The sequence below is a fragment of the Burkholderia sp. APQ4-4ca genome, from assembly GCF_057837105.1.
Map to the genome: position 1 here is coordinate 29,707 of NZ_JBYQCG010000235.1, position 21,660 is coordinate 51,366.

General features: G+C 69.1%; 14 protein-coding genes and 1 pseudogene. 10 read left to right on the plus strand and 5 right to left on the minus strand.

All coding sequences use genetic code 11. The annotated features are described in order from the left end of the window. Both hemH and hrcA read right to left on the minus strand, forming a co-directional pair. On the minus strand, positions 1–617 hold a 617-nt coding region (gene hemH / locus AC3IFE_RS29980; protein WP_489193837.1), incomplete at its 3' end, for a ferrochelatase. A 141-nt stretch (positions 618–758) separates the two neighbouring features. Further along, a complete protein-coding gene (gene hrcA / locus AC3IFE_RS29985; RefSeq protein ID WP_011544637.1) occupies positions 759–1,781 on the minus strand; it encodes a heat-inducible transcriptional repressor HrcA in 1,023 nt (340 codons plus the stop codon). 131 nt (positions 1,782–1,912) lie between these two features. Here hrcA and AC3IFE_RS29990 point away from each other — a divergent pair, with 131 nt between their 5' ends. Beyond that, on the plus strand, positions 1,913–2,815 hold the full coding sequence (locus tag AC3IFE_RS29990) for an NAD kinase (protein WP_089466730.1): 903 nt from the start codon (positions 1,913–1,915) through the stop codon (positions 2,813–2,815). Between the two features lie 19 nt (positions 2,816–2,834). Beyond that, a complete protein-coding gene (recN, locus tag AC3IFE_RS29995; protein ID WP_489193840.1) occupies positions 2,835–4,484 on the plus strand; it encodes a DNA repair protein RecN in 1,650 nt (549 codons plus the stop codon). 124 nt (positions 4,485–4,608) lie between these two features. On the opposite strand, the gene glnE is transcribed toward recN, so the two are convergent. Continuing rightward, on the minus strand, positions 4,609–7,410 hold the full coding sequence (glnE, locus tag AC3IFE_RS30000; protein WP_489193842.1) for a bifunctional [glutamate--ammonia ligase]-adenylyl-L-tyrosine phosphorylase/[glutamate--ammonia-ligase] adenylyltransferase: 2,802 nt from the start codon (positions 7,408–7,410) through the stop codon (positions 4,609–4,611). Between the two features lie 230 nt (positions 7,411–7,640). Between glnE and AC3IFE_RS30005 the strand changes: the two genes are divergently transcribed. The 6 genes and pseudogenes from AC3IFE_RS30005 (at position 7,641) to AC3IFE_RS30030 (ending at position 16,526) form a co-directional block, all read left to right on the plus strand. Then, positions 7,641–11,840: a YhdP family phospholipid transporter gene (locus AC3IFE_RS30005; protein ID WP_489193844.1), complete on the plus strand. Its 4,200-nt coding sequence runs from the start codon at positions 7,641–7,643 to the stop codon at positions 11,838–11,840. Between the two features lie 60 nt (positions 11,841–11,900). After that, the gene (locus AC3IFE_RS30010) at positions 11,901–12,728 is read left to right on the plus strand and encodes a carbon-nitrogen hydrolase family protein (RefSeq protein ID WP_489193846.1); all 828 of its coding nucleotides are present in this window, start codon (positions 11,901–11,903) and stop codon (positions 12,726–12,728) included. 84 nt (positions 12,729–12,812) lie between these two features. Next, a complete protein-coding gene (gene tldD / locus AC3IFE_RS30015) occupies positions 12,813–14,279 on the plus strand; it encodes a metalloprotease TldD (RefSeq protein WP_089466725.1) in 1,467 nt (488 codons plus the stop codon). A 398-nt stretch (positions 14,280–14,677) separates the two neighbouring features. Then, positions 14,678–15,751 carry a 3-deoxy-7-phosphoheptulonate synthase AroG gene (aroG, locus tag AC3IFE_RS30020; RefSeq protein WP_006476851.1) on the plus strand — a complete coding sequence of 358 codons (1,074 nt, stop codon included), beginning with the start codon at positions 14,678–14,680 and terminating at the stop codon, positions 15,749–15,751. Between the two features lie 122 nt (positions 15,752–15,873). Next, a pseudogene (locus AC3IFE_RS30025) lies at positions 15,874–16,134 on the plus strand (type II toxin-antitoxin system Phd/YefM family antitoxin); the annotation flags it as partial. Between the two features lie 83 nt (positions 16,135–16,217). Continuing rightward, entirely contained in the window at positions 16,218–16,526 is a 309-nt protein-coding gene (locus AC3IFE_RS30030) for a type II toxin-antitoxin system VapC family toxin (protein ID WP_489193849.1), read from the plus strand. A gap of 95 nt (positions 16,527–16,621) precedes the next feature. Here AC3IFE_RS30030 and hmpA read toward each other — a convergent pair whose 3' ends face one another. Next, positions 16,622–17,830, minus strand: coding sequence for an NO-inducible flavohemoprotein (hmpA, locus tag AC3IFE_RS30035; RefSeq protein WP_489193851.1), 1,209 nt, complete (start codon positions 17,828–17,830; stop codon positions 16,622–16,624). Between the two features lie 94 nt (positions 17,831–17,924). Continuing rightward, the gene (locus AC3IFE_RS30040) at positions 17,925–18,476 is read right to left on the minus strand and encodes a cob(I)yrinic acid a,c-diamide adenosyltransferase (RefSeq protein ID WP_089466723.1); all 552 of its coding nucleotides are present in this window, start codon (positions 18,474–18,476) and stop codon (positions 17,925–17,927) included. A gap of 136 nt (positions 18,477–18,612) precedes the next feature. Here AC3IFE_RS30040 and AC3IFE_RS30045 point away from each other — a divergent pair, with 136 nt between their 5' ends. Then, positions 18,613–20,022 (plus strand): FAD-binding oxidoreductase, encoded by a 1,410-nt coding sequence (locus tag AC3IFE_RS30045; RefSeq protein ID WP_489193853.1) that lies wholly within the window; start codon positions 18,613–18,615, stop codon positions 20,020–20,022. A 37-nt stretch (positions 20,023–20,059) separates the two neighbouring features. Beyond that, on the plus strand, positions 20,060–21,553 hold the full coding sequence (locus AC3IFE_RS30050) for an FAD-linked oxidase C-terminal domain-containing protein (RefSeq protein WP_059236029.1): 1,494 nt from the start codon (positions 20,060–20,062) through the stop codon (positions 21,551–21,553). Positions 21,554–21,660: the final 107 nt, after the last annotated feature.

Consider the following 21,660-nt stretch of genomic DNA (forward strand, 5'->3'; position numbering starts at 1 on the left):
CCGGCCGCGAAATCGGGCCGGCCGTGCTGCGCCCAGTACTGGCGCACCTGCTCGGCCAGCGCGTGGATATAGGCCGGATGGTCGGCGTAGTGCCGCACCGTGCGCACTTCCGGCTGATTGCGCATGCGCGCGAGCGCGGCGAATGCGGCATCGAACGCGGTGGCCGTGGTCGACGCCGAGTATTGCGGATACATCGGCATCAGCAGCACGCGCTCGACGCCCGCGCGCTTGAACTGCGCGAGCGCGTGCGCAATGTTCGGGCTGCCGTAGCGCATCGCGTAATCGACCATCACGTGATAGCCGTTCGACACGAGCAGATGCCGCACGCTGTCGGTCTGGCGCTCGGTGTACACGCGCAGCGGCGAACCCTCGGGCATCCAGACGGCCGCGTATTTCTTCGCGGACGCACGGCCGCGCAGCGGCAGGATCAGCGTGCGCAGCAGCACCTGCCAGACGGCCTGCGGGATTTCGACGACCCGCGGATCCGACAGGAATTCGGCCAGGTAGCGCCGCACCGCGCGCGGCGTGGGCGCGTCGGGCGTGCCGAGATTGATCAGCAGCACACCGACGCGATGGGCGGCCGCGACGCTCGAAGGCGGCTCAAGATCGAAACGCATGGGCAAGAACGTGCTCGGGGCACGAGACCGGACGGCCCTCAATTATAGCGGGCCGTCTCGATCGGGTCGGCTGGCCGATCGGCCGACTGGCGGCGCGCACGACGCCGCGGCACGATGGCGGAACGGCGTCGGCTGCCGCGGTTACTGCTGGCTCAGCGTGAGCGACAGCAGCCGCGCGGTGATGTCGACGATCGGTATCACGCGGTTGTACGCCATCCGGGTCGGGCCGATCACGCCGAGCGTGCCGACGATCTGCCCGTTCACCTCGTACGGCGCGGTGACGACGCTCATTTCCTCGATCGGCACGAGCGTCGATTCGCCGCCGATGAAGATCTGCACGCCCTGGGCGTGGCTCGACACGTCGAGCAACTGCAGGAGGCCCGTCTTTTGGTCGAATACGTCGAACAGCTTGCGCAGCCGCGCCATGTCGGACGAAAGATCCGCCACTTCGAGCAGGTTGCGCTCGCCGGAAATCAGCACGGTGTCCTCCGTGTCGGGCACCTCGGTGCTGGCCGTCACGGCCGCGTGCATCAGCGTGGTCATGTCGCCGCGCAACTGGTCGATTTCGTCGCGCAGGCGGCGGCGCACCTCGTCGAACGACAGCCCGGCGAAATGCGCATTGATGTAGTTGGACGCCTCGGTCAGCTGCGACGGCGAATAGTCGCGCGGCGTCGCGAGCATGCGGTTCTGCACGTCGCCCTCGGGCGTGACGATGATCAGCAGGATGCGCTTGTCGGACAGGCGCATGAACTCGATCTGCTTGAACACGTGGCTGCGGCGCGGCGTCAGCACGACGCCCGCGAATTGCGACAGGTTCGACAGCACGCTCGCGGCGGCGGCGACCACCCGCTGCTGCGGCTCGCCGGCCTGCAGCGTGTTCTGCACCTGGCGGGCGACGGCCTCGGCGTCGATCGGCGCCTCGACCGTCAGCATCGTATCGACGAACAGCCGGTAGCCGCGCGGCGTCGGCACGCGGCCGGCCGACGTGTGCGGGCTCGACACGAGGCCGAGCTCCTCCAGGTCGGACATCACGTTGCGGATCGTCGCCGGGCTCAGCTCGAGCCCGGAGTAACGGGACAACGTGCGCGATCCGACCGGCTGACCGTCGGCGATATACCGTTCGATCAGGGTTTTCAGGAGGGTTCGTGCGCGAGGATCTAGCATGGTGGAAAATTTTAGCGCAACGGCGCGAGCGCGGCGAGTGGCGTCAACCACCGTTGCGCGGGCCGGCCCGATCCGGCCCCGCCGGCGCACTGCCGGTTCTTTTCGTCAACGAGCTATGGTGTAATGCCGGCATGAAAACCGGTAATCAGTTCAGTACTGTCGCGCTCGTCGGCCGGAGCAACACGCCCGGCATCGCCGAACCGCTCGCCACGCTGGCGGACAGCATCGCCAAGCTTGGCTTCGAAGTGGTCTTCGAAGGCGACACCGCTCGCGAAATCGGCATCGCCGGCTACCCGGCGCTCACCCCGGCCGAAATTGGGGCGCGAGCGGACGTGGCGATCGTGCTCGGCGGCGACGGCACGATGCTCGGCATCGGCCGCCAGCTTGCGCCATACCGGACACCGCTGATCGGGATCAACCACGGTCGGCTCGGCTTCATCACCGACATCGCGGCATCCGACATGCACGCGCTCGTCCCCGTGCTGCTGGCCGGCAAGTTCGAGCGCGAGGAGCGCTCGCTGCTCGAGGCGCGGATCATGCGCGACGGCGAACCGATCTACCACGCGCTCGCGTTCAACGACGTCGTCGTGAACCGCAGCGGCTTCTCCGGGATGGTCGAGCTCCGCGCGTCGGTCGACGGCCGCTACATGTACAACCAGCGTTCGGACGGCCTGATCGTCGCGACGCCCACCGGCTCGACCGCCTATGCGCTGTCGTCGGCCGGCCCGATTCTCCATCCGCAGTTGGCCGGCATCGTGCTCGTGCCGATCGCGCCGCACGCGCTGTCGAACCGGCCGATCGTGCTGCCCGACGATTCGAAGATCGCGATCCAGATCGTCGGCGGCCGCGACGTCAACGTGAACTTCGACATGCAGTCGTTCACGTCGCTCGAGCTGAACGACACGATCGAGGTGCGCCGCTCGAAACACACGGTGCCGTTCCTGCACCCGATCGGCTACAGCTACTTCACGACGCTGCGCAAGAAGCTGCACTGGAACGAACACGCATCGAACGAAGACGACAAGGCGTCCTGACGCCGCTCCGCCCGACACCATGCTCCGCCACCTCTCGATCCGCGACTTCGTCATCGTCGCCGCGCTCGATCTCGAATTCGACAGCGGCTTTTCCGTCTTTTCCGGCGAAACCGGCGCCGGCAAATCGATCCTGATCGACGCGCTCGCCCTCGCGCTCGGCGAACGCGCCGACGCGAGCGTCGTGCGCACCGGCTGCGGCCGCGCCGACATCACGGCCGAATTCACGCCGCACGACCGCGTCGCGCGCTGGCTCGACGAACACGCGTTCGACGCCGAGGACACCGTGATGCTGCGCCGCGTGATCGACGCGAACGGCCGGTCGCGGGCCTTCATCAACGGCACCAGCGCGACGCTCGCGCAACTGCGCGAACTCGGCGAGATGCTCGTCGACATCCATGGCCAGCACGCACACCAGTTGCTGATGCGGCCCGACGCGCAGCGCGAACTGTTCGACACGCACGCGGGGCTCGTCGCCGATGCCGCGAACGTCGCGCGCGCGTGGCGCGTGTGGCGCGACGCGACGCAGGCGATCGATGCGGCGAAGGCGCACGAGCGCGAATTGCAGCTCGAACGAGAAAAGCTCGCGTGGCAGCTCGCCGAACTCGACAAGCTCGCGCCGCAAGCCGGCGAATGGGACGAAGTCAGTAACGAACACAAGCGCCTGTCGCATTCGGCGAACCTGATCGAAGGCGTGCGCGGCGCGCTCAACGCGCTGTCCGAGTCCGACGACGCGATGCTCGCGCAGCTCGGCGCGATCGTGTCGAAGCTGCGCGGCCTGGCCGACTACGACACCGCGCTCGGCGATGCGCTCGCGTCGCTGGAGCCGGCCGAGATCCAGTTGCAGGAAGCCGTCTATTCGCTGTCGCACTATGCGCAGCGCGTCGATCTCGACCCGGAGCGGCTCGCGCAGGTCGAAACGCGGCTCGACGCGTTGCACTCGACCGCCCGCAAGTTCCGGCTGCCGCCCGACACGCTGCACGAAGAGCATGCGGCGCGCCGCGCCCAGCTCGCCGCGCTCGACGCGGCCGCCGATCTCGGCGCGCTCGAAGCCGCGCAGGCAAAGGCGCGGGAAGCCTATCTCGCCGACGCCAGGCGCCTGTCGAAGGCGCGCGCGCAGGCCGCGAAGGCGCTCGGCACGGCCGTCACGGCCGGCATGCAGGAGCTGTCGATGGCGGGCGGCAGCTTCGAAGTCGCGCTCGTGCCGCTCGCCGACGGCGGTCCGCACGGGCTCGAGCAGGTCGAATTCCGCGTGGCCGGGCACCCGGGCGTGCCGCTGCGACCGCTCGCGAAAGTCGCATCCGGCGGCGAACTCGCACGGATCAGCCTCGCGCTCGCGGTGATCGCCAGCGCGGCGAGCCAGACGCCGACCCTGATCTTCGACGAAGTCGACACGGGGATCGGCGGCGGCGTCGCCGAAGTGGTCGGCCGCCTGCTGCACCAGCTCGGGCGCGAGCGCCAGGTGTTGTGCGTGACGCACCTGCCGCAGGTCGCCGCGCGCGGCGACCATCATTTCCAGGTGGCGAAGGGCGCCGACGAACGCGGCGGCACCGTGTCGTCGGTCATCCCGCTCGACAAGGCGAGCCGCGTCGAGGAAGTCGCGCGGATGCTCGGCGGGCTCGAAATCACGGCCACCACGCGCAAGCACGCGAAGGAAATGCTGGCGGCCTGACCTCGACACCCCACGGCTGAATACAAAAAGACCGGCGCACGCACCGGTCTTTTTTTGCGAGAAGCAGCCTCCCGATCGCGCCCGCACTGCCCGTCGATTCGCACGCCCGCCTCAAACACTCAACTCAAACGCCCGTTTCAACCGCCCCGAACACCCGCGCCCACAGCGCCGTCACGGCCGCGCGCTCTTCGGCCACCACCGCCGGATCGACGCGCGCCTTCTCCATCCCGTCGAGCCGCAGCTTGTGCTGCAGCTTCCGGTACGTGCGATACGCGGCGCCGACGCGCTCGGCCTCGTCCTCGCCCATCAGCCCGAAACGCGCGACCTCGCGCAGCAGCGCGATATTGCCGGTATTGCGGATCAGTTCGGCATCGCTCGACGCATGCAGCAGCACCCAGTACTGGACGATGAACTCGATGTCGACCATTCCGCCGCGATCGTGCTTCAGGTCGAACAGTTCGGTGTGGTTCGGATGGCCGGCGAACACCTTGCCGCGCATGTCGACGATCTCCTTCGCGAGTACCGCCCCGTCGCGCGGCGTCGTCAGCACCTGCTGGCGGATCGCCTCGAAATCCGCGCCGATCTGCGCGTCGCCCGCGCTGTAGCGCGCGCGCGTCAGCGCCTGGTGCTCCCACACCCACGCGGTGTTCGCCGCATCGCCCTCGCGCAGTTGATAGCGGCGGAACGCGTCGAGATCGGTGACGAGCAACCCGGCCTCGCCGTTCGGCCGCAGACGCAGGTCGATGTCGAACAGCGCGCCCGCGCCGGTCGCGGTCGTGAGCCAGGTGATCAGGCGCCGCGTGAAGGTCGTGTAGACGTCCGCCGCGCGCTCGTCCGGGTCATCGTACAGGAAGATCAGGTCGAGATCCGACGCATAGCCGAGCTCCTTGCCGCCCAGCTTGCCGTACGCGATCACCGCGAACTTCGGCACGTCGCGATGGCGCTTCGCGAGCTGCGACCACACGACTTCGATCGTCACGTCGAGCACCGCGTCGGCCAGCTCGGACAGCCGGTCGCTCACGTGCTCGACCGACAGTTGCCCGGCCAGGTCGATCAGCAGGATCCGGAACACCTCCGCGTGCTGCGCGTGGCGCAGCAGGTCCATCTGCTGCTCGGGGCCGTCGGCTGCCGCGAGCCGCGCGCGCAGCGCATCCTTGAACGCGGGCCAGTCGAACGGGCTCGCGATCGCCTCGTCGTCGAGCAGTTCGTCGAGCAGTTGCGGGTGGCGGATCAGGTAGCCGCCGCCCCAGCGCGTCGCGCCGAGCACCGACAGCACGCGGTCGAGCGCGGCCGGATATTCGGTCAGCAGCGCCAGATAGACGCCGCGCCGGCTGACCGTCTCCAGCAGGTCGAACAGGCGCACGATCGTGTCGTCGCGGCGCGCGGCGTCGATCTTCGGCGCGGCATCGAGCGCCCGCTGCGCGACGCTGTCGAAGCGCTGCCGGCTCTTTTCCGGCAGCCCGGTATAACGCGACGATTGCCAGACCGCGCGCAGCCGCGCGAGCACGGCGGCCGGATCGGCGAAGCCCAGGCCGTCGAGGCGGGCGACCAGCGCGTCGTCCTCGCCGTCGTCGGCCAGCGCGCCGCTCCAGATCCACGCGGCCGCCGTGTCGTCGCCGGCCGCGCACGGCCCACCGTTCGCCTTGTCGGCAAAAATCTGGTCGAACTGCGCTTCGACGAACGTGCGGTGGCCGTCCAGCACCGTCATCAGCGCCGCGTAGTCGGCAAAACCGAGCGACGCGGCCAGCGCCGCGCGCTCGTCGGGCTCGACCGGCATCGCGTGCGTCTGCGCGTCGTTGCGGTACTGCAGCCGGTGCTCGAGCGTGCGCAGGAAATTGTAGGCGTCGGCGAGGCGCGCGCGTACGTCGTCGCCGATCAGCCCGCGGGCCTGCGCATGCCGCAGCACCGCGAGCGTCGGCCGCACGCGGAATTCCGCATCCTGGCCGCCGCGGATCAGCTGGAACACCTGCGCGCTGAACTCGATCTCGCGGATCCCGCCGCGCCCGAGCTTGATGTCGTCGGCCTTGTCCGGGCGCATCGACGCGCGCCGCGCGGCTTCGTGCCGGATCTGCTGATGCAGCGAACGGATCGCGCCGATCACGCCGAAATCGAGATAGCGCCGGTAGACGAACGGCTTGACGATCGATTCGAGCTGCGCCGCGAGCCGCTGCGCGGCGTCGCTGTCGCCTTCCGACACGAGCCGCCCCTTGATCCACGCATAGCGCTCCCACTCGCGCCCCTGCACGTAGAAATATTCCTCGAGCATGCCGATGCTGCAGACGAGCGGCCCCGAATCGCCGTTCGGGCGCAGCCGCATGTCGACGCGAAACACGTAGCCGTCGGCCGTGACCTCGGACAGCACGCCGATCAGGCGCCGGCCGAGCCGCGTGAAGTATTCCTGGGTGGACAGCGGCGAACGCGCGCCGCCGGTGGTCTCGCCGTCGTCCTCGTACACGAAGATCAGGTCGATGTCCGACGACACGTTCAGCTCGCGGCCGCCGAGCTTGCCCATCCCGACCACGCCGAGCACGACGCGCTGACCGTCGGCGCCGCGCGGCTCGCCGTACTGCGCCTCGAGTTCGGCCGACAGCAGCGCGAGCGAGCGCTGCACGGCCACTTCGGCGAGATCGGTCATCGCGCCCGTGACCTCGGCGACGTCCGCGAGCCCGCGCAGGTCGCGCTCGGCGACCGCGCCGAACGCCTCGGCGCGCAACTGCCGCAACGCGCGCTTCAGTTGCTCGTCGCCCGGCGCGGCGGCGCCGGCCGGCGTCGCGAGCAGCGCGGTGAGGCGCGCGTCGAGCTGCGCGCGGCCGAGCGGCGCGGCCGCCCACGCGGCGATCTGCTCGGCCAGCGCGGGCCGGGCGGCCGCCGCGCGGGCAAGGTAGCGGGAATAGGACGTGCTGATCAGGGCGGAAGCGTCGGTCATCGAGAAACGGGCCTGGCGAAAAGGCCGGCGGCAGCGGGCCGGCGCGTACGCGCCCCGCTGCCGCCGGCCCCATGGACTCGGCGCGGCCTCGCCGGACGCGCATGCGCCCGTCGCGACACCGCGCGCCGGAAAGCCCGTGCCGCGCTGCCCCCAACGGCCGCCGGCACGAACCCCTGTGATACATTTCAACGTCAATCTGCAAAACTACCATATCGCCGCCCGTCCGCCGCATGTCCGACCGTCAGGAATCCGCCGTAGCTGCGCCCGAAGCGGGACCTCCGAAGCACGATCATCCGGTCCTGCGTCGCGTGTTCAAGGTGACGCTGGCAGCCGGGATCGGCACCTACTTCGTCGCGGCCGGCGCCTTCCTCGGGCTGCGCTACGTGCTGCTGCCCCGCATCGACGAATTCCGCCCGCGCATCGAGCGCGCCGTGTCCGACAAGCTCCATGCGCAGCTTTCGATCGGCAAGCTTTCCCCGAACTGGTCCGGCATGCAGCCGGGCGTCGAACTCACGAACCTGACGATCCGCGGCCGTGACGGCAAGGTCGCGCTGTCGGTGCCGCACGCGACGGCCGCGCTGTCGTGGATGTCGCTGCTGCGGCTGTCGCCCGCGCTGTCGAGCCTGATCGTCGACCAGCCCGACCTCGTCGTCGCGCGGGCGGCCGACGGCTCGCTGAGCGTCGCGGGCGTCGGCGTCGCGACCACCCACGGCGGCAACGACACGTTCGGCACGTGGCTGCTCAAGCAGGAGGCGATCGTGCTGCGCGGCGGCACGCTGCGCTGGCGCGACGCGCAGCACGACGCACCGGAGCTCGTGCTGTCGGGCATCCGGCTCGCGGTGCTCAACGACGGCCGCGTGCACAAGGCCGCGCTGCAGGCGCCCGCGAACGGCACGCTGCTGCTCGGTCCGCTCGATTTCCGCGCGCGCTTCAAGCACAAGCCGCTCGCGCCGATCGGCAAGCCGGCGAACTGGACCGGCGACGCGTACCTGTCGACCGGCCCCGTCGACCTGCAGACGCTCACGCGCTATCTCGACGTGCCGCTCACGATCCACGCGGGCCGGATCGACAACGCGATCTGGGCGACCTTCGGCGACGGCCACCTGCGTTCGGCGGGCGGCGACCTGCAAGGCGCCGACGTCGTGCTGCGCGTGCGCCCGACCCAGCCGCGGCTCGACGTGCCGACCGTCGGCTTCGGCTGGGACATGGTGCTCGATGCGGGCCACGACTACACGCTGCACCTGACGCGCTTCAATGCGGAGCTCGGCCAGCCGCCGCTGCCGGACGGCACGCCGCTCGCCCGCTCGCTCGCGCTGTCGACGCTGACGGCGCGCTACCGCGTGCCGACCGCGAACCAGGGGCAATTGCTCAGCGTGGTCGGCGACCGCGTCGATCTCGGCATCCTTAGCGAATTCATCCGGGGGCTGCCGCTGCCGGCACGCCTGCGCAACGAGCTGATCAAGATCGACCCGCGCGGGATGGTGTCGAACTATCACATCGAGGTCGAACGCGCGAAACCCGCGCGCGCCGATCTCGCCGACGAGGAGCGGCGCATGGGCGCCGCGCCGATCGTCCGCTACCGCTTCCTCGGCGATCTGCAAGGCATCAGCTTCGCCGCGCAGGAGCCGCCGCCCGGGCTCTCGCCGCGCGGCCACCCGCGCGCCGGCTGGCCGGGCGTCGAGAACCTGTGGGGCCGCGTCGATGCGAACGAGACCGGCGGCGCCGCGCATATCGACACGGTCCACGCAGCCGTCACCGTGCCCGGCGAATTCGACGAGCCGCGCCTGACGTTCGACCGGCTGCGCGGCAACGCCAAATGGACGATCACGCCCGCGCCCGGCGACAAGCACGCGCGCGTCGACGTGTCGCTGCCCGACCTGTTCGTGTCGAACCCCGATGCCGAAATCGCGGTGTCGGGCTCGTACACGAACCCCGGCCACGGCCGCGGCTCGCTCGATCTGCGCGCCGATTTCGCGCGCGCGTCGGTCGCGCGCATTCCGCGCTACCTGCCGACCGGGATGTCCGAGCACCTGCGCAACTATCTCGGCCATGCACTGCAGGACGGCAACGTGACCAAGGGCGCGTCGATCGTCGCGCGCGGCCCGCTCGAGAAATTCCCGTTCGAACACGAGCCGGACGCCGGCGTGTTCCACATCGTCGCGCCGTTCACCGGCGGCCGCTTCGAGCCGACGCCGTACCCGCCGCGCAAGCTCGCGAACGGCACGCCGAGCGTCTGGCCGGCGCTCGACGGAATCGACGGCGTGTTCGAGCTCGCGCAGAACAAGCTGCGTTTCGACATCCGGCGCGCGCACTACAAGCGCGTCGCGCTGACGAAGGTCGCGGGCCGCATCGACGATCTCGGCAATCCGTCGCACTCGCCGCTGATCATCGACGGCCATGCGCGGGGCCCGCTCGCCGACCTGATCGACTATGCGGACCACAGCTCGCTCGGCACGATGAGCCACCACGTCGGCCAGCGGATCGACGCGCAGGGCCCCGCGTCGCTCGCGCTCAAGATCACGATTCCGCAACACGTCCCCCATCCGCACACACACCTCGAAGGCGCGCTGGCGTTCGGCGGCAACACGCTGTCGACCCGCGGCGTGCCGCCGCTGTCGGCCCTGCGCGGCAGCGTCCGCTTCACCGAGGCCGGTGCATCGCTGCACGACCTGTCGGGGCGCTTCCTCGGCGGCCCGGTGCGCGCGAACGGCACCTTCCGGTCGCACGGCCCGTACGCGGTGGACGTCGACGGCCGGCTCGCGCTCGACGCCGCGCGCGGCCTGAACCTGCACGGCGCGGCCGCCGCGCTGCTCGAACACGTGGTCGGCGACGCGCCGTACAAAGTCGCGGTGCGCGGCGCGCCGGGCCGGCTGCCCGACGTCAGCGCGCAATCCGACCTGACGGGCGTGGCGCTGAACTTCCCGGCGCCGTTCGCGAAACCGGCCGGCACGCCGATGCCGTTCCGCTTCACGCTGCAGCCGGCGCCGCAGGCGGACGGCAAACGTCTCGAACACGCCGACCTGACGCTCGGCCCGGTGACCGCGACCTACCTGCTCGATGCGACGCGCGGCCAGCCGCTGCGCGCGGTACGCGGCGCGATGGGCATTCACCGGATGCCCGACATGCCGCAGGAGGGTGTGAGCGCGGCCGTCGACGTCGCCGAGCTGGACGCCGACGCGTGGCTCGCCCTCGCCCACACGCTGAAGCCCGCCACGCCGCGCGCGCCGGAACCGCAGGCCGCGCCGCGCGTCGATTTCGCGAGCTTCGCGCCGAAGCGCTTCGCGTTCCATTTCGACACGCTGAAGCTGCTCAAGCGCAACTGGGAAAACGTGATCGTCGGCGCGTCGCACGTCGACGACCTCTGGCAGGCGAACATCGCGTCGAACCAGGTGTCGGGCTACCTGTCGTGGGCACCGGGCGGCGGCCACAACGGCGCGGGCGTGCTCAACGCGCGGCTCGCGAAGCTCGTGATTCCGGATAGCGCGCAGCACGATCTCGTCGGCCGCGCGATGAACCTGCCGACGCCGACCGACCGCCCGATGCCGTCGATCGACCTGATCGTCGACCAGGTCGTCGCGCGCAATCACGACATCGGCCGGCTCGTCGTCAACGCGCGCAACATCGACGAAGACGGCACGCCCGTGTGGCAGCTCGACAAGCTGGAACTGTCGAACCCGGCCGCGACGCTCACGGCCACCGGCAACTGGCGCACGTCGCGCCGCGCGCTTGCCCGCGGCGCCGACGAAACCGATGCGCCGCGCCGCACCGTGTTCGACTTCAAGCTCGACATCGACAACGCGGGCGCGCTGCTCGACCGCGTCGGCCTGCCGCGCACGCTCGCGGACGGTCACGGCTCGGTCACGGGCAAGGTCGGCTGGCGCGGCGGCCCGACCGCGCTCGACTTTCCGTCGCTCGGCGGCCAGGTCGCGGTGGACCTCGAGCACGGGAAGATCCTGAAGGTCGACCCGGGCGCGGCCAAGCTGCTCGGCGTGCTGAGCCTGCAGAGCCTCGCGCGCTTCCTGACGCTGAACTTCCGCGACGTGGTCGGCAAGGGGCTGCCGTTCGACAAGATCACCGGTACCGGCCGGATTTCGAACGGCATCGCGCGCACCGACGACTTCTCGATGATAACGGGCCCCGCGAACGTCACCGTGCGCGGCGCGGTCGATCTCGGCACCGAGACGCAGGACCTGCATGCGCACGTCGCGCCGAAGATCAGCGCGGGCGCGGCCGCGATCGGGGCCGCCGTCGTCAATCCGCTGCTCGGCATCGGCGTGCTGGCCGCGAACTACGCGCTGTCCGAGACGCTGTCGCACGCATTCGCGCTCGACTACGCGATCACCGGCTCGTGGGCGCACCCGCACATCGAGCGGGTGCGGAGCGATCAGGGTAAGATGAATCACAGTCCGGCCGATGCATCGAGCCATTGAGCGCGCATCGAGCCGCCAGGCGCCGGGCCGCACCCCATTTATGACGCAAGCGATTCCGCGATGACCGATCACGCCCGTTCCGCCACGCCCTTCCAGGTCGCCGCGCTGCAGATGGTGAGCGCGCCGGACGTCACCCGCAATCTCGCCGAAGCACGCCGCCTGATCGCGGAAGCCGCCGGCGAAGGTGCGCAGCTCGTGCTGCTGCCCGAATATTTCTGCTTCATGGGCCACCGCGACACCGACAAGCTCGCGCTCGCCGAACCGTACCGGGACGGCCCGATCCAGCAATTCCTCGCCGACGCCGCGCGCCGCCACGGCATCTGGGTGATCGGCGGCACGCTGCCGCTGAAGGCGCCGGAACCCGACCGCGTGCTGAACACGACGCTCGCGTTCGATCCGTCCGGCAACGAGGCCGCGCGCTACGACAAGATCCACCTGTTCAACTTCGAGAAAGGCGACGAATCGTTCGACGAGGCGCGCACGATCCGCGCGGGCGACACGGTCGTCGCGTTCGACGCCCCGTTCGGGCGGGTCGGCCTGTCGGTCTGTTACGATCTCCGCTTTCCGGAGCTGTATCGCCGCATGGGCGACTGCGCGCTGATGGTCGTGCCGTCGGCGTTTACGTATACGACGGGCCGCGCGCACTGGGAAATGCTGCTGCGCGCGCGAGCCGTCGAGAACCAGTGCTACGTGCTCGCGGCCGCGCAGGGCGGCAAGCACGAGAACGGCCGGCGCACGTGGGGCCACAGCATGCTGATCGACCCGTGGGGCGAGATCGTCGCGGTGCGCGACGAGGGCGCGAGCGTCGTGCTCGGCACGCTCGATCCGCAACGCATCGCCGACGTACGCCAGAGCCTGCCCGCGTGGCGGCACCGCGTGCTGAGCTGAATCCGCCGCACCGCTTGAAACGCCGCGCGGCCCACCCATCTGCCCGGCAGCACCCGACAACTTTTTGAGAATCCCGATATCCGCATGAACATCATCGAACCCGGCATCCGCAACCTCGCGCTGGCGAAGGACATCCTGCTCACGCCGTACGGCCTCGACGAAAGCCTGCTCACGCGCACGATCGCCGACATCTTCACGCATCGCGTCGACTACGCGGACCTGTACTTCCAGGCGACCCGCAGCGAAGCGTGGAGCCTCGAGGAAGGCATCGTCAAATCGGGCAGCTTCAGCATCGACCAGGGCGTCGGCGTGCGCGCGATCGCGGGCGACCGCACCGCGTTCGCGTACTCGGACGACCTGTCGCCGGAAGCGATCGCACAGGCCGCTGCCGCCACCAAGGCGATCGCCGCGGCCGGCGGCGGCCGCCAGAAGATCAAGGCCGCCTCGTCGCTGACGGGCATCTCGGGGCGCGACCTGTACCTGCCATCCGACCCGCTCGCGTCGCTCGACGCGACGGCCAAGGTCAAGCTGCTCGAGCGCATCGAGCAGATGGCGCGCGGCCGCGACCCGCGCGTCACGCAGGTGATGGCGGGCCTCGCCGGCGAATACGACGTCGTGCTCGTCGCGCGCAGCGACGGCGCGCTCGCCGCCGACATCCGCCCGCTCGTGCGCGTGTCGGTCACGGTGATCGCCGAACAGAACGGCCGCCGCGAGATCGGCTCCGGCGGCGGCGGCGGCCGCTTCGACTACGGCTACTTCACCGACGAAGTGCTGTCGCGCTACGTCGACGACGCCGTGCATGCGGCGCTCGTGAACCTCGACGCGCGGCCGGCGCCGGCCGGCGCGATGACGGTCGTGCTCGGGCCGGGCTGGCCGGGCGTGCTGCTGCACGAGGCGATCGGCCACGGGCTCGAGGGCGACTTCAACCGCAAGGGCTCGTCCGCGTTCGCGGGCCGGATCGGCGAGCAGGTCGCCGCGAAGGGCGTGACGGTGGTCGACGACGGCACGCTGCCGAACCGCCGCGGCTCGCTGAACATCGACGACGAAGGCAACCCGACGCAGTGCACGACGCTGATCGAGGACGGCATCCTGAAGGGCTACATCCAGGACACGCTGAACGCGCGCCTGATGAAGATGCCGGTCACCGGCAACGCGCGGCGCGAGTCGTATGCGGCGCTGCCGATGCCGCGCATGACGAACACGTACATGCTGAACGGCGACAAGGATCCGCAGGAAATCATCGCGTCGGTGAAGAACGGCCTGTACGCGGTGAACTTCGGCGGCGGCCAGGTCGACATCACGAACGGCAAGTTCGTGTTCTCGGCGTCCGAGGCGTACATGATCGAGAACGGCAAGGTCACCTACCCGGTGAAGGGCGCGACGCTGATCGGCAGCGGCCCGGAATCGCTGAAATACGTGAGCATGATCGGCAACGACATGTCGCTCGACACGGGCGTCGGCGTATGCGGCAAGGAAGGCCAGAGCGTGCCGGTCGGCGTCGGCCAGCCGACCCTGCGAATCGACAAGATGACGGTCGGCGGTACGGCATAACCGCATCGCGGCGCAGACAATCCGCGCATTTTGAATAAAACGCGCGGATTATCCGCATTTTCGAGCCCCCCCGGTTGCCAGCCGCGCGGGGACCGGGTATAAATTCCGAATCAACTTTTTTGACGAGCCGAATTTCCGTCATGTCCGCCAAGTTTTACTTTTACTTTTTTTGGTATCTCAGACCGCTGGCGGATCGAGAGGGTTGATGGCGCGTAAAGCGCAACCGAAATTCCCGAAAAAACCGCCGGCGAACCCGGCGGTTTTTTTTCGCCCTTCGCCAGCCGGTCGCCGCCGCAGTGGGTCCCGCGGCCCGACCGAAACCACTGAATTGCCCGAATTGATGAATCTGCCGCACGCGCATTGACCGAACGGCGCCCCGGAAAATTAGGAGAAACAGCATGCCCCCGCACAACACCGACGACGTCCGCATTCGCGAACTCAAGGAACTGACGCCGCCCGCCCACCTGATCCGCGAATTCGCGTGCTCCGAAGCCGCGTCCGAGCTGATCTACCACTCGCGCCAGTCGATGCACCGCATCCTGCACGGGATGGACGATCGGCTGATCGTCGTGATCGGGCCGTGTTCGATCCACGATACGAAGGCGGCGATCGAATACGCGGGCCGGCTCGTAAAGGAACGCGAGCGCTTCAAGGGCGAGCTGGAAATCGTGATGCGCGTGTACTTCGAGAAGCCGCGCACGACGGTCGGCTGGAAGGGGCTCATCAACGATCCGCACCTCGACAACAGCTTCAAGATCAACGAAGGGCTGCGCACCGCGCGCGAGCTGCTGCTGCAGATCAACGAAATGGGGCTGCCGGCCGCGACCGAATACCTCGACATGATCAGCCCGCAGTACATCGCCGACCTGATCTCGTGGGGCGCGATCGGCGCGCGCACGACCGAGTCGCAGGTGCACCGCGAGCTCGCGTCGGGGCTGTCGTGCCCGGTCGGCTTCAAGAACGGCACCGACGGCAACGTGAAGATCGCGGTCGACGCGATCAAGGCCGCGTCGCAGCCGCACCATTTCCTGTCGGTGACGAAGGGCGGCCATTCGGCGATCGTGTCGACGGCCGGCAACGAGGACTGCCACGTGATCCTGCGCGGCGGCAAGGCGCCGAACTACGACGCGGACAGTGTGAACGCCGCGTGCGCGGACATCGGCAAGGCCGGCCTCGCCGCGCGCCTGATGATCGACGCGAGCCACGCGAACAGCTCGAAGAAGCACGAGAATCAAATTCCCGTGTGCGCGGACATCGGCCGCCAGATCGCGGCCGGCGACGAGCGCATCGTCGGCGTGATGATCGAGTCGCACCTCGTCGAGGGCCGCCAGGACCTGAAGGAAGGCTGCGCGCTGACCTACGGCCAGAGCATCACCGATGCGTGCATCGCGTGGGACGACAGCGTGAAGGTGCTCGAAGGGCTCGCGGAATCGGTGAAGGCGCGACGCGTCGCGCGCGGCAGCGGGAACTGAAGGACGTTACTGGCTGACCGTATGGCCCCGCCTGCCGGCGAATTGGCCATGCGGCCAGCCTGCGGTCGGCGTGTCGCTCCGCTAGACCAGCTAACATCAGCTGGCTAACCAGAGGATCGGCCATGTCGACCGTCAACATGCACGATGCCAAGTCGCGGCTTTCCAGCCTCGTGGAAGCGCTTGAATCGGGGCGCGAGGCCAAAGTCGTGATCGCCCGCAATGGTCATCCGGTGGCCCGGATCGTTCCTTACGCCGCGCCGAAGCGGATCGGCGCATCCCGTCAGTTGCTTGCCGGATTGAACATTCCAGCAAGCGTCGAGGCATTCAATGCCGGCGATGAATCGATCGCCGCCGACTTCGATGCCAGCTCGGACCAGGGCTTGCACCGTGAAGCTGCTGCTCGATACGCACATCGCGCTGTGGGTCGGCTGAAGGCGCGCCGCAGCTTTCGGCAACCGCGACCGCATTGATCGAACATCCCCAAAACACGCCGTACGTCAGCGCCGCGTCGATTTGGGAAATCGAGATCAAATACCGCCAAGGTATCTGCCCGTCCATCCGAGAGATGCGCGTCCGGCATTCGGCTTGCAGGTTTTGCGGAGTTGCCGATCAGCAGCGATCACGCAGAGGCAGTCGCCGCGTTGCCGGATTCCCGGACCACGCCGATCCGTTCGACCGCATGATGGTCGCGCAGGCACTCCATGAAGGGATGCCGCTCGTCAGTGCCGATCCGAAGGTGTGGCGCTACCACGCAACGCTGATGTTGCGCGCCTGAAGTCGCCTCCCACGGCGCCGCAACGACAAAGCCCGGCTCGCGCCGGGCTTTGTCGTTGCGTCATCGCATTGACCGAAATCGGCCGTCCTCCGTCCTCACTCGAGCGCACCCGACCCGAAGATCTCCGTGTTCACCCGTTCCGGCGCGACGCCGAGCGCGACGAGCGCGTCGCGCTGCGCCTTCATGAACGCGATCGGCCCACAGATGTAGTAATCGGCGTCCGGCACCAGCGCGTACTGCTGCACACGCTCCGGCGTAAGACGCCCTTCGAGATCGTGATCGATGCCGGCCCGATCGTTCGGGCCGACCACTTCGTACAGCACCGTGCGCTTCACGTTCGCATGCTCGCGCGCCGTGTCGTTCAGCCAGTCGCGGAACGCGTGCACCGCACCCGAACGGCATGCATGGATGAACCGCACGTCGCGCTGGCTGCCGGCGGCGATCAGCGTCGACGCCATCGACATCATCGGCGTGATGCCGACCCCGCCCGAAATCAGCACGACCGGCGTATCCACGTCGCGCTTCAGCGAGAAGTCGCCCATCGGCGCGGTCACCTCGACGATCGCGCCCGCTTCGACGCCATCGTGCATCAGCGTCGACACCTTGCCGGCCGGGATCGCTTCCGGCTTGCCGGCCTCGCGCTTCACCGAGATGCGCAGCCATTTGCCGTGCGGCGCGTCGGACAGGCTGTACTGGCGCGGCTGGTCGACGCCGAGATCGCCGACGAAGCGCTTCACCGTGACGTACTGGCCCGGCTCGAACGTCGGCGCGTCGCCGCCGTCGGCCGGCGTCAGGTAGAACGACGTGATCTCGGCGCTTTCACGCACCTTGCGCGCAACCTTGAACGGGCGGAAGCCGCTCCATGCGGCGTTCGCGTACAGGTCGGCCTCCGCGCCGATCAGGATCCGCGCGAGCTGGCCGTAGGCCACGCGCCACGCTTCCAGCGTGTCGGCATCGACCGCGTCGCCGAGCACCTCGACGATCGACGCGAGCAGGTTCTCGCCGACGATCGGGTAATGCTCGGGACGGATGTTCAGGCTCGCATGCTTGTGCGAGATGCGCGACACCGCGCCGCCCAGCACGCCGAGATTGTCGATGTTGGCCGCATACGCATAGACGGCTTTCGCGAGCGTCTCGGGCTGGCTGCCGGTCTTCTGGTGCGTCTGGTTGAACAGGTTCTTCAGTTCCGGATGACGCGCGAACATGCGCTGATAGAAATGCTTCGTGATCGTCGCGCCGTGCTCGGCAAGGACGGGGGCGGTGGCCTTCACACGGGCCATCTGGTCAGCGGTGAGGTGGGTCATGTTCGTTCTCCGTTAAACATGCACATACGATACATGTTTAACGGAGAACGCCCCCCGGGCAAATTGTCGCAGTGCGCAAAACCGCGACGGCGCGCTAGCGGACGCGCCCGCGCTCCCACAGCACGTCGGCGCCGCCGCCGGCTCGGTTCAGCACGCGCGCCAGCACGAACAGCAGGTCGGACAGCCGGTTCACGTACCGCCGCGGCGCATCGTTGAGCGCGTCGTCGCGCCCGAGCGCGACGATCGAGCGCTCCGCGCGGCGGCACACGGTTCGGCAGACGTGCGCGAGCGACGCCGCGCGCGAGCCGGCCGGCAGGATGAATTCCTTCAGCGGCGGCAGCGTCGCGTTGTAGTGGGCGAGCCACTGGTCGACGCGCGCGAGGTGCGTGTCGTCGATCACCGTATGGCCAGGAATGCACAGCTCGCCGCCGAGATCGAACAGGTCGTGCTGGATCGTGACGAGCGCGGTGCGCACGTCGTCGGGCAACGGCTCGGCCAGCAGCACGCCGAGATTCGAGTTCAGTTCGTCGACGTCGCCGATCGCGGCGATCCGCGCGTCGTCCTTGCCGATGCGCCGTCCGTCGCCGAGCCCGGTGGTGCCGTCGTCGCCCGTGCGCGTCGCGATCTTGCTCAAGCGGTTGCCCATGCGAATGTCCTCTCGTGCGCGGCCGCGACGCGGCCCGGTTGGCTGGAACGCGATTATCGCAGCCCGCGGCGGGAGGCGCAGCAGGCGTTACAGCGTAGAATGGGCCGACAGTACGACAAGCAGTCAGGAGACATTCGTGAACCACCCCGCCCCGACGGCCGCCGCGCGCCGCCCGCTGCCCCCCGCCATGCTCGATGCGCTGCGCGCCGCTTTCGGCGAGCGCGTGTCGACCACCGACGCGGTTCGCGCCCATCACGGCCGCGACGAATCCCCGTTCGATCCGCAACTGCCCGACGCCGTCGTCTTCGCGCGCAGCACCGACGACGTGCGCGAAGTCGTGTCGCTGTGCTCGCTCTACAGCGTGCCGCTGATCCCGTACGGCGCCGGTTCGTCGCTCGAAGGCCACCTGCTCGCGGTGCGCGGCGGCGTGTCGCTCGACCTGTCTGAAATGAACCGCGTGCTGTCGATCAACGCCGAAGACCTGACCGTGACGGTCGAGCCGGGCATCACGCGCAAGGCGCTCAACGAAGCGCTGCGCGACACCGGCCTGTTCTTCCCGATCGATCCGGGCGCCGACGCCAGCATCGGCGGGATGACCGCGACGCGCGCATCCGGCACCAACGCGGTGCGCTACGGCACGATGCGCGAGAACGTGCTCGGCCTGACCGCGGTGCTCGCCGACGGCCGCGTGGTGAAAACCGGTTCGCGCGCGCGCAAGTCGTCGGCCGGCTACGATCTCACGCGGCTGTTCGTCGGCTCCGAAGGCACGCTCGGCGTGATCACCGAGATCACGCTGCGCCTGCACCCGCTGCCGGAAGCCGTGTCGGCCGCGATCTGTACGTTCCCGACGATGGGCGACGCGGTCCGCACCGTGATCGAGACGATTCAGATCGGCGTGCCGATCGCGCGCGTCGAGTTCGTCGACGCGCTCGCGGTGCGCTCGATCAACCGTCACTCGAGCCTGACGCTGGCGGAAGCGCCGACGCTGTTCTTCGAATTCCACGGCACCGACGCCGGCGTGAAGGAACAGGCCGAACTCGTGCAGGCGCTCGCCGGCCAGAACGCCGGCCAGGGCTTCGAATGGGCGACGCGCCCCGAGGATCGCACGCGGCTCTGGTCCGCGCGCCACAACGCGTACTTCGCGATGCTGCAGTTGAAGCCCGGCTGCCGCGCGGTGACGACCGACGTGTGCGTGCCGATCTCGCAGCTCGCCGCATGCGTCGAGGAAACCGAGGTCGACCTGCGCGCGTCGTCGCTGCCCTGCCCGATCGTCGGCCACGTCGGCGACGGCAATTTCCACGTCGCGATCCTGATCGATCCCGACAAGCCCGAGGAACTCGCCGAAGCCGAACGCATCAACGACCGGATCGTCGAGCGCGCGCTGCGCCTGGGCGGCACCTGCACGGGCGAGCACGGCGTCGGGCTGCACAAGATGCGCTTCCTGCCGAAGGAGCACGGCGACAACGCGATCGACACGATGCGCGCGATCAAGCTCGCGCTCGATCCGCGCAACCTGATGAATCCGGGCAAGATTTTCACGTGCTGACCCGGCGGCGCGAGCTCGCGCCCCCGTTGGAGACCTCATGAACGCTCCCGTCGAACTGTCGAGCGCCGCCCGCGCGCAGCGCCAGCGCGAAGTCGTGCAGGCGCTGATGGCCGTGCTGCCGACGCACTGCCTGCTGTATCGCGACGAGGACACGGCGCCGTACGAATGCGACGGCCTGTCCGCCTACCGGCGGCTGCCGCTCGCGGTCGCGTTGCCCGAGACGGAGTCGCAGGTGCAGCGGATCGTGCAGATCTGCCGCCGCATGGAAGTGCCGATCGTGCCGCGCGGCGCCGGCACGAGCCTGTCCGGCGGCGCGCTGCCGATCGCGCTCGGCGTCGTGCTGTCGCTCGCGCGCTTCACGCGCATCGTCGAAGTCGACCCGTACGCGCGCACCGCGACCGTGCAGCCCGGAGTACGCAACCTCGCGATCTCGGAGGCGGCCGCGCCGTACGGCCTGTATTACGCACCCGATCCGTCGTCGCAGATCGCGTGCACGATCGGCGGCAACGTCGCGGAAAATTCCGGCGGCGTCCACTGCCTGAAATACGGGCTGACCGTGCACAACGTGATGCGCGTGCGCGCGGTGACGATCGACGGCGAAGTCGTCGAATTCGGCTCGCTCGCGCTCGACATGCCGGGCCTCGACCTGCTCGCGGTAATGATCGGCAGCGAAGGGATGTTCGCGATCGTCACCGAGGTCACGGTGCGGCTGATCCCGAAGCCGCAGACCGCGCAGCTCGTGATGGCGAGCTTCGACGACGTCGTCAAGGGCGGCGAGGCGGTGGCGGCGATCATCGCGTCGGGCATCATCCCGGCCGGGCTCGAGATGATGGACAAGCCGGCCACGCAAGCCGTCGAGGCGTTCACGCACGCGGGCTACGACCTCGACGCGAAGGCGATCCTGCTGTGCGAATCGGACGGCACGCCGGAAGAGGTCGCCGAGGAAATCGTGCGGATGACGGCCGTGCTGCGCGAACACGGCGCGACGCGCATCCAGGTGTCGCGCAACGAACAGGAGCGGCTGCGCTACTGGTCGGGCCGCAAGAACGCGTTCCCGGCCGCCGGCCGCATTTCCGCCGACTATTACTGCATGGACGGCACCGTGCCGCGCCGCGCGATCGGCCCGCTGCTCGCGCGCATCGAGCAGCTCGAAACGCGCTACGGGCTGCGCTGTATCAACGTGTTCCATGCGGGCGACGGCAACATGCATCCGCTGATCCTGTACAACGCGAACGATCCGGACGAGCTGCACCGCGCCGAGCAGTTCGGCGCGGAAATCCTCGAATGCTGCGTGGAATTCGGCGGCAGCGTGACGGGCGAGCACGGTGTCGGCATCGAAAAACTCAATTCGATGTGCGTGCAGTTCTCGCCGCAGGAGCGCGATGCGTTCTTCGCGGTCAAGCGCGCATTCGATCCGGCCGGGCTGCTGAACCCGGACAAGGGCATCCCGACCCGCGCGCGCTGCGCCGAATATGGTCGCCAGCACGTGCGCGGCGGGCTGCTGCCGCACCCCGACCTGCCGCGTTTCTGAGCGGTGCGCGGGTCGCGGCCTACCACCGGCGGCCGCGGCGCGGGGCTCTGCCGGGCCGCACGGCGCGGCCCCGCACCGGCGCCGGCATGCCGCACGCGAGACGGGGC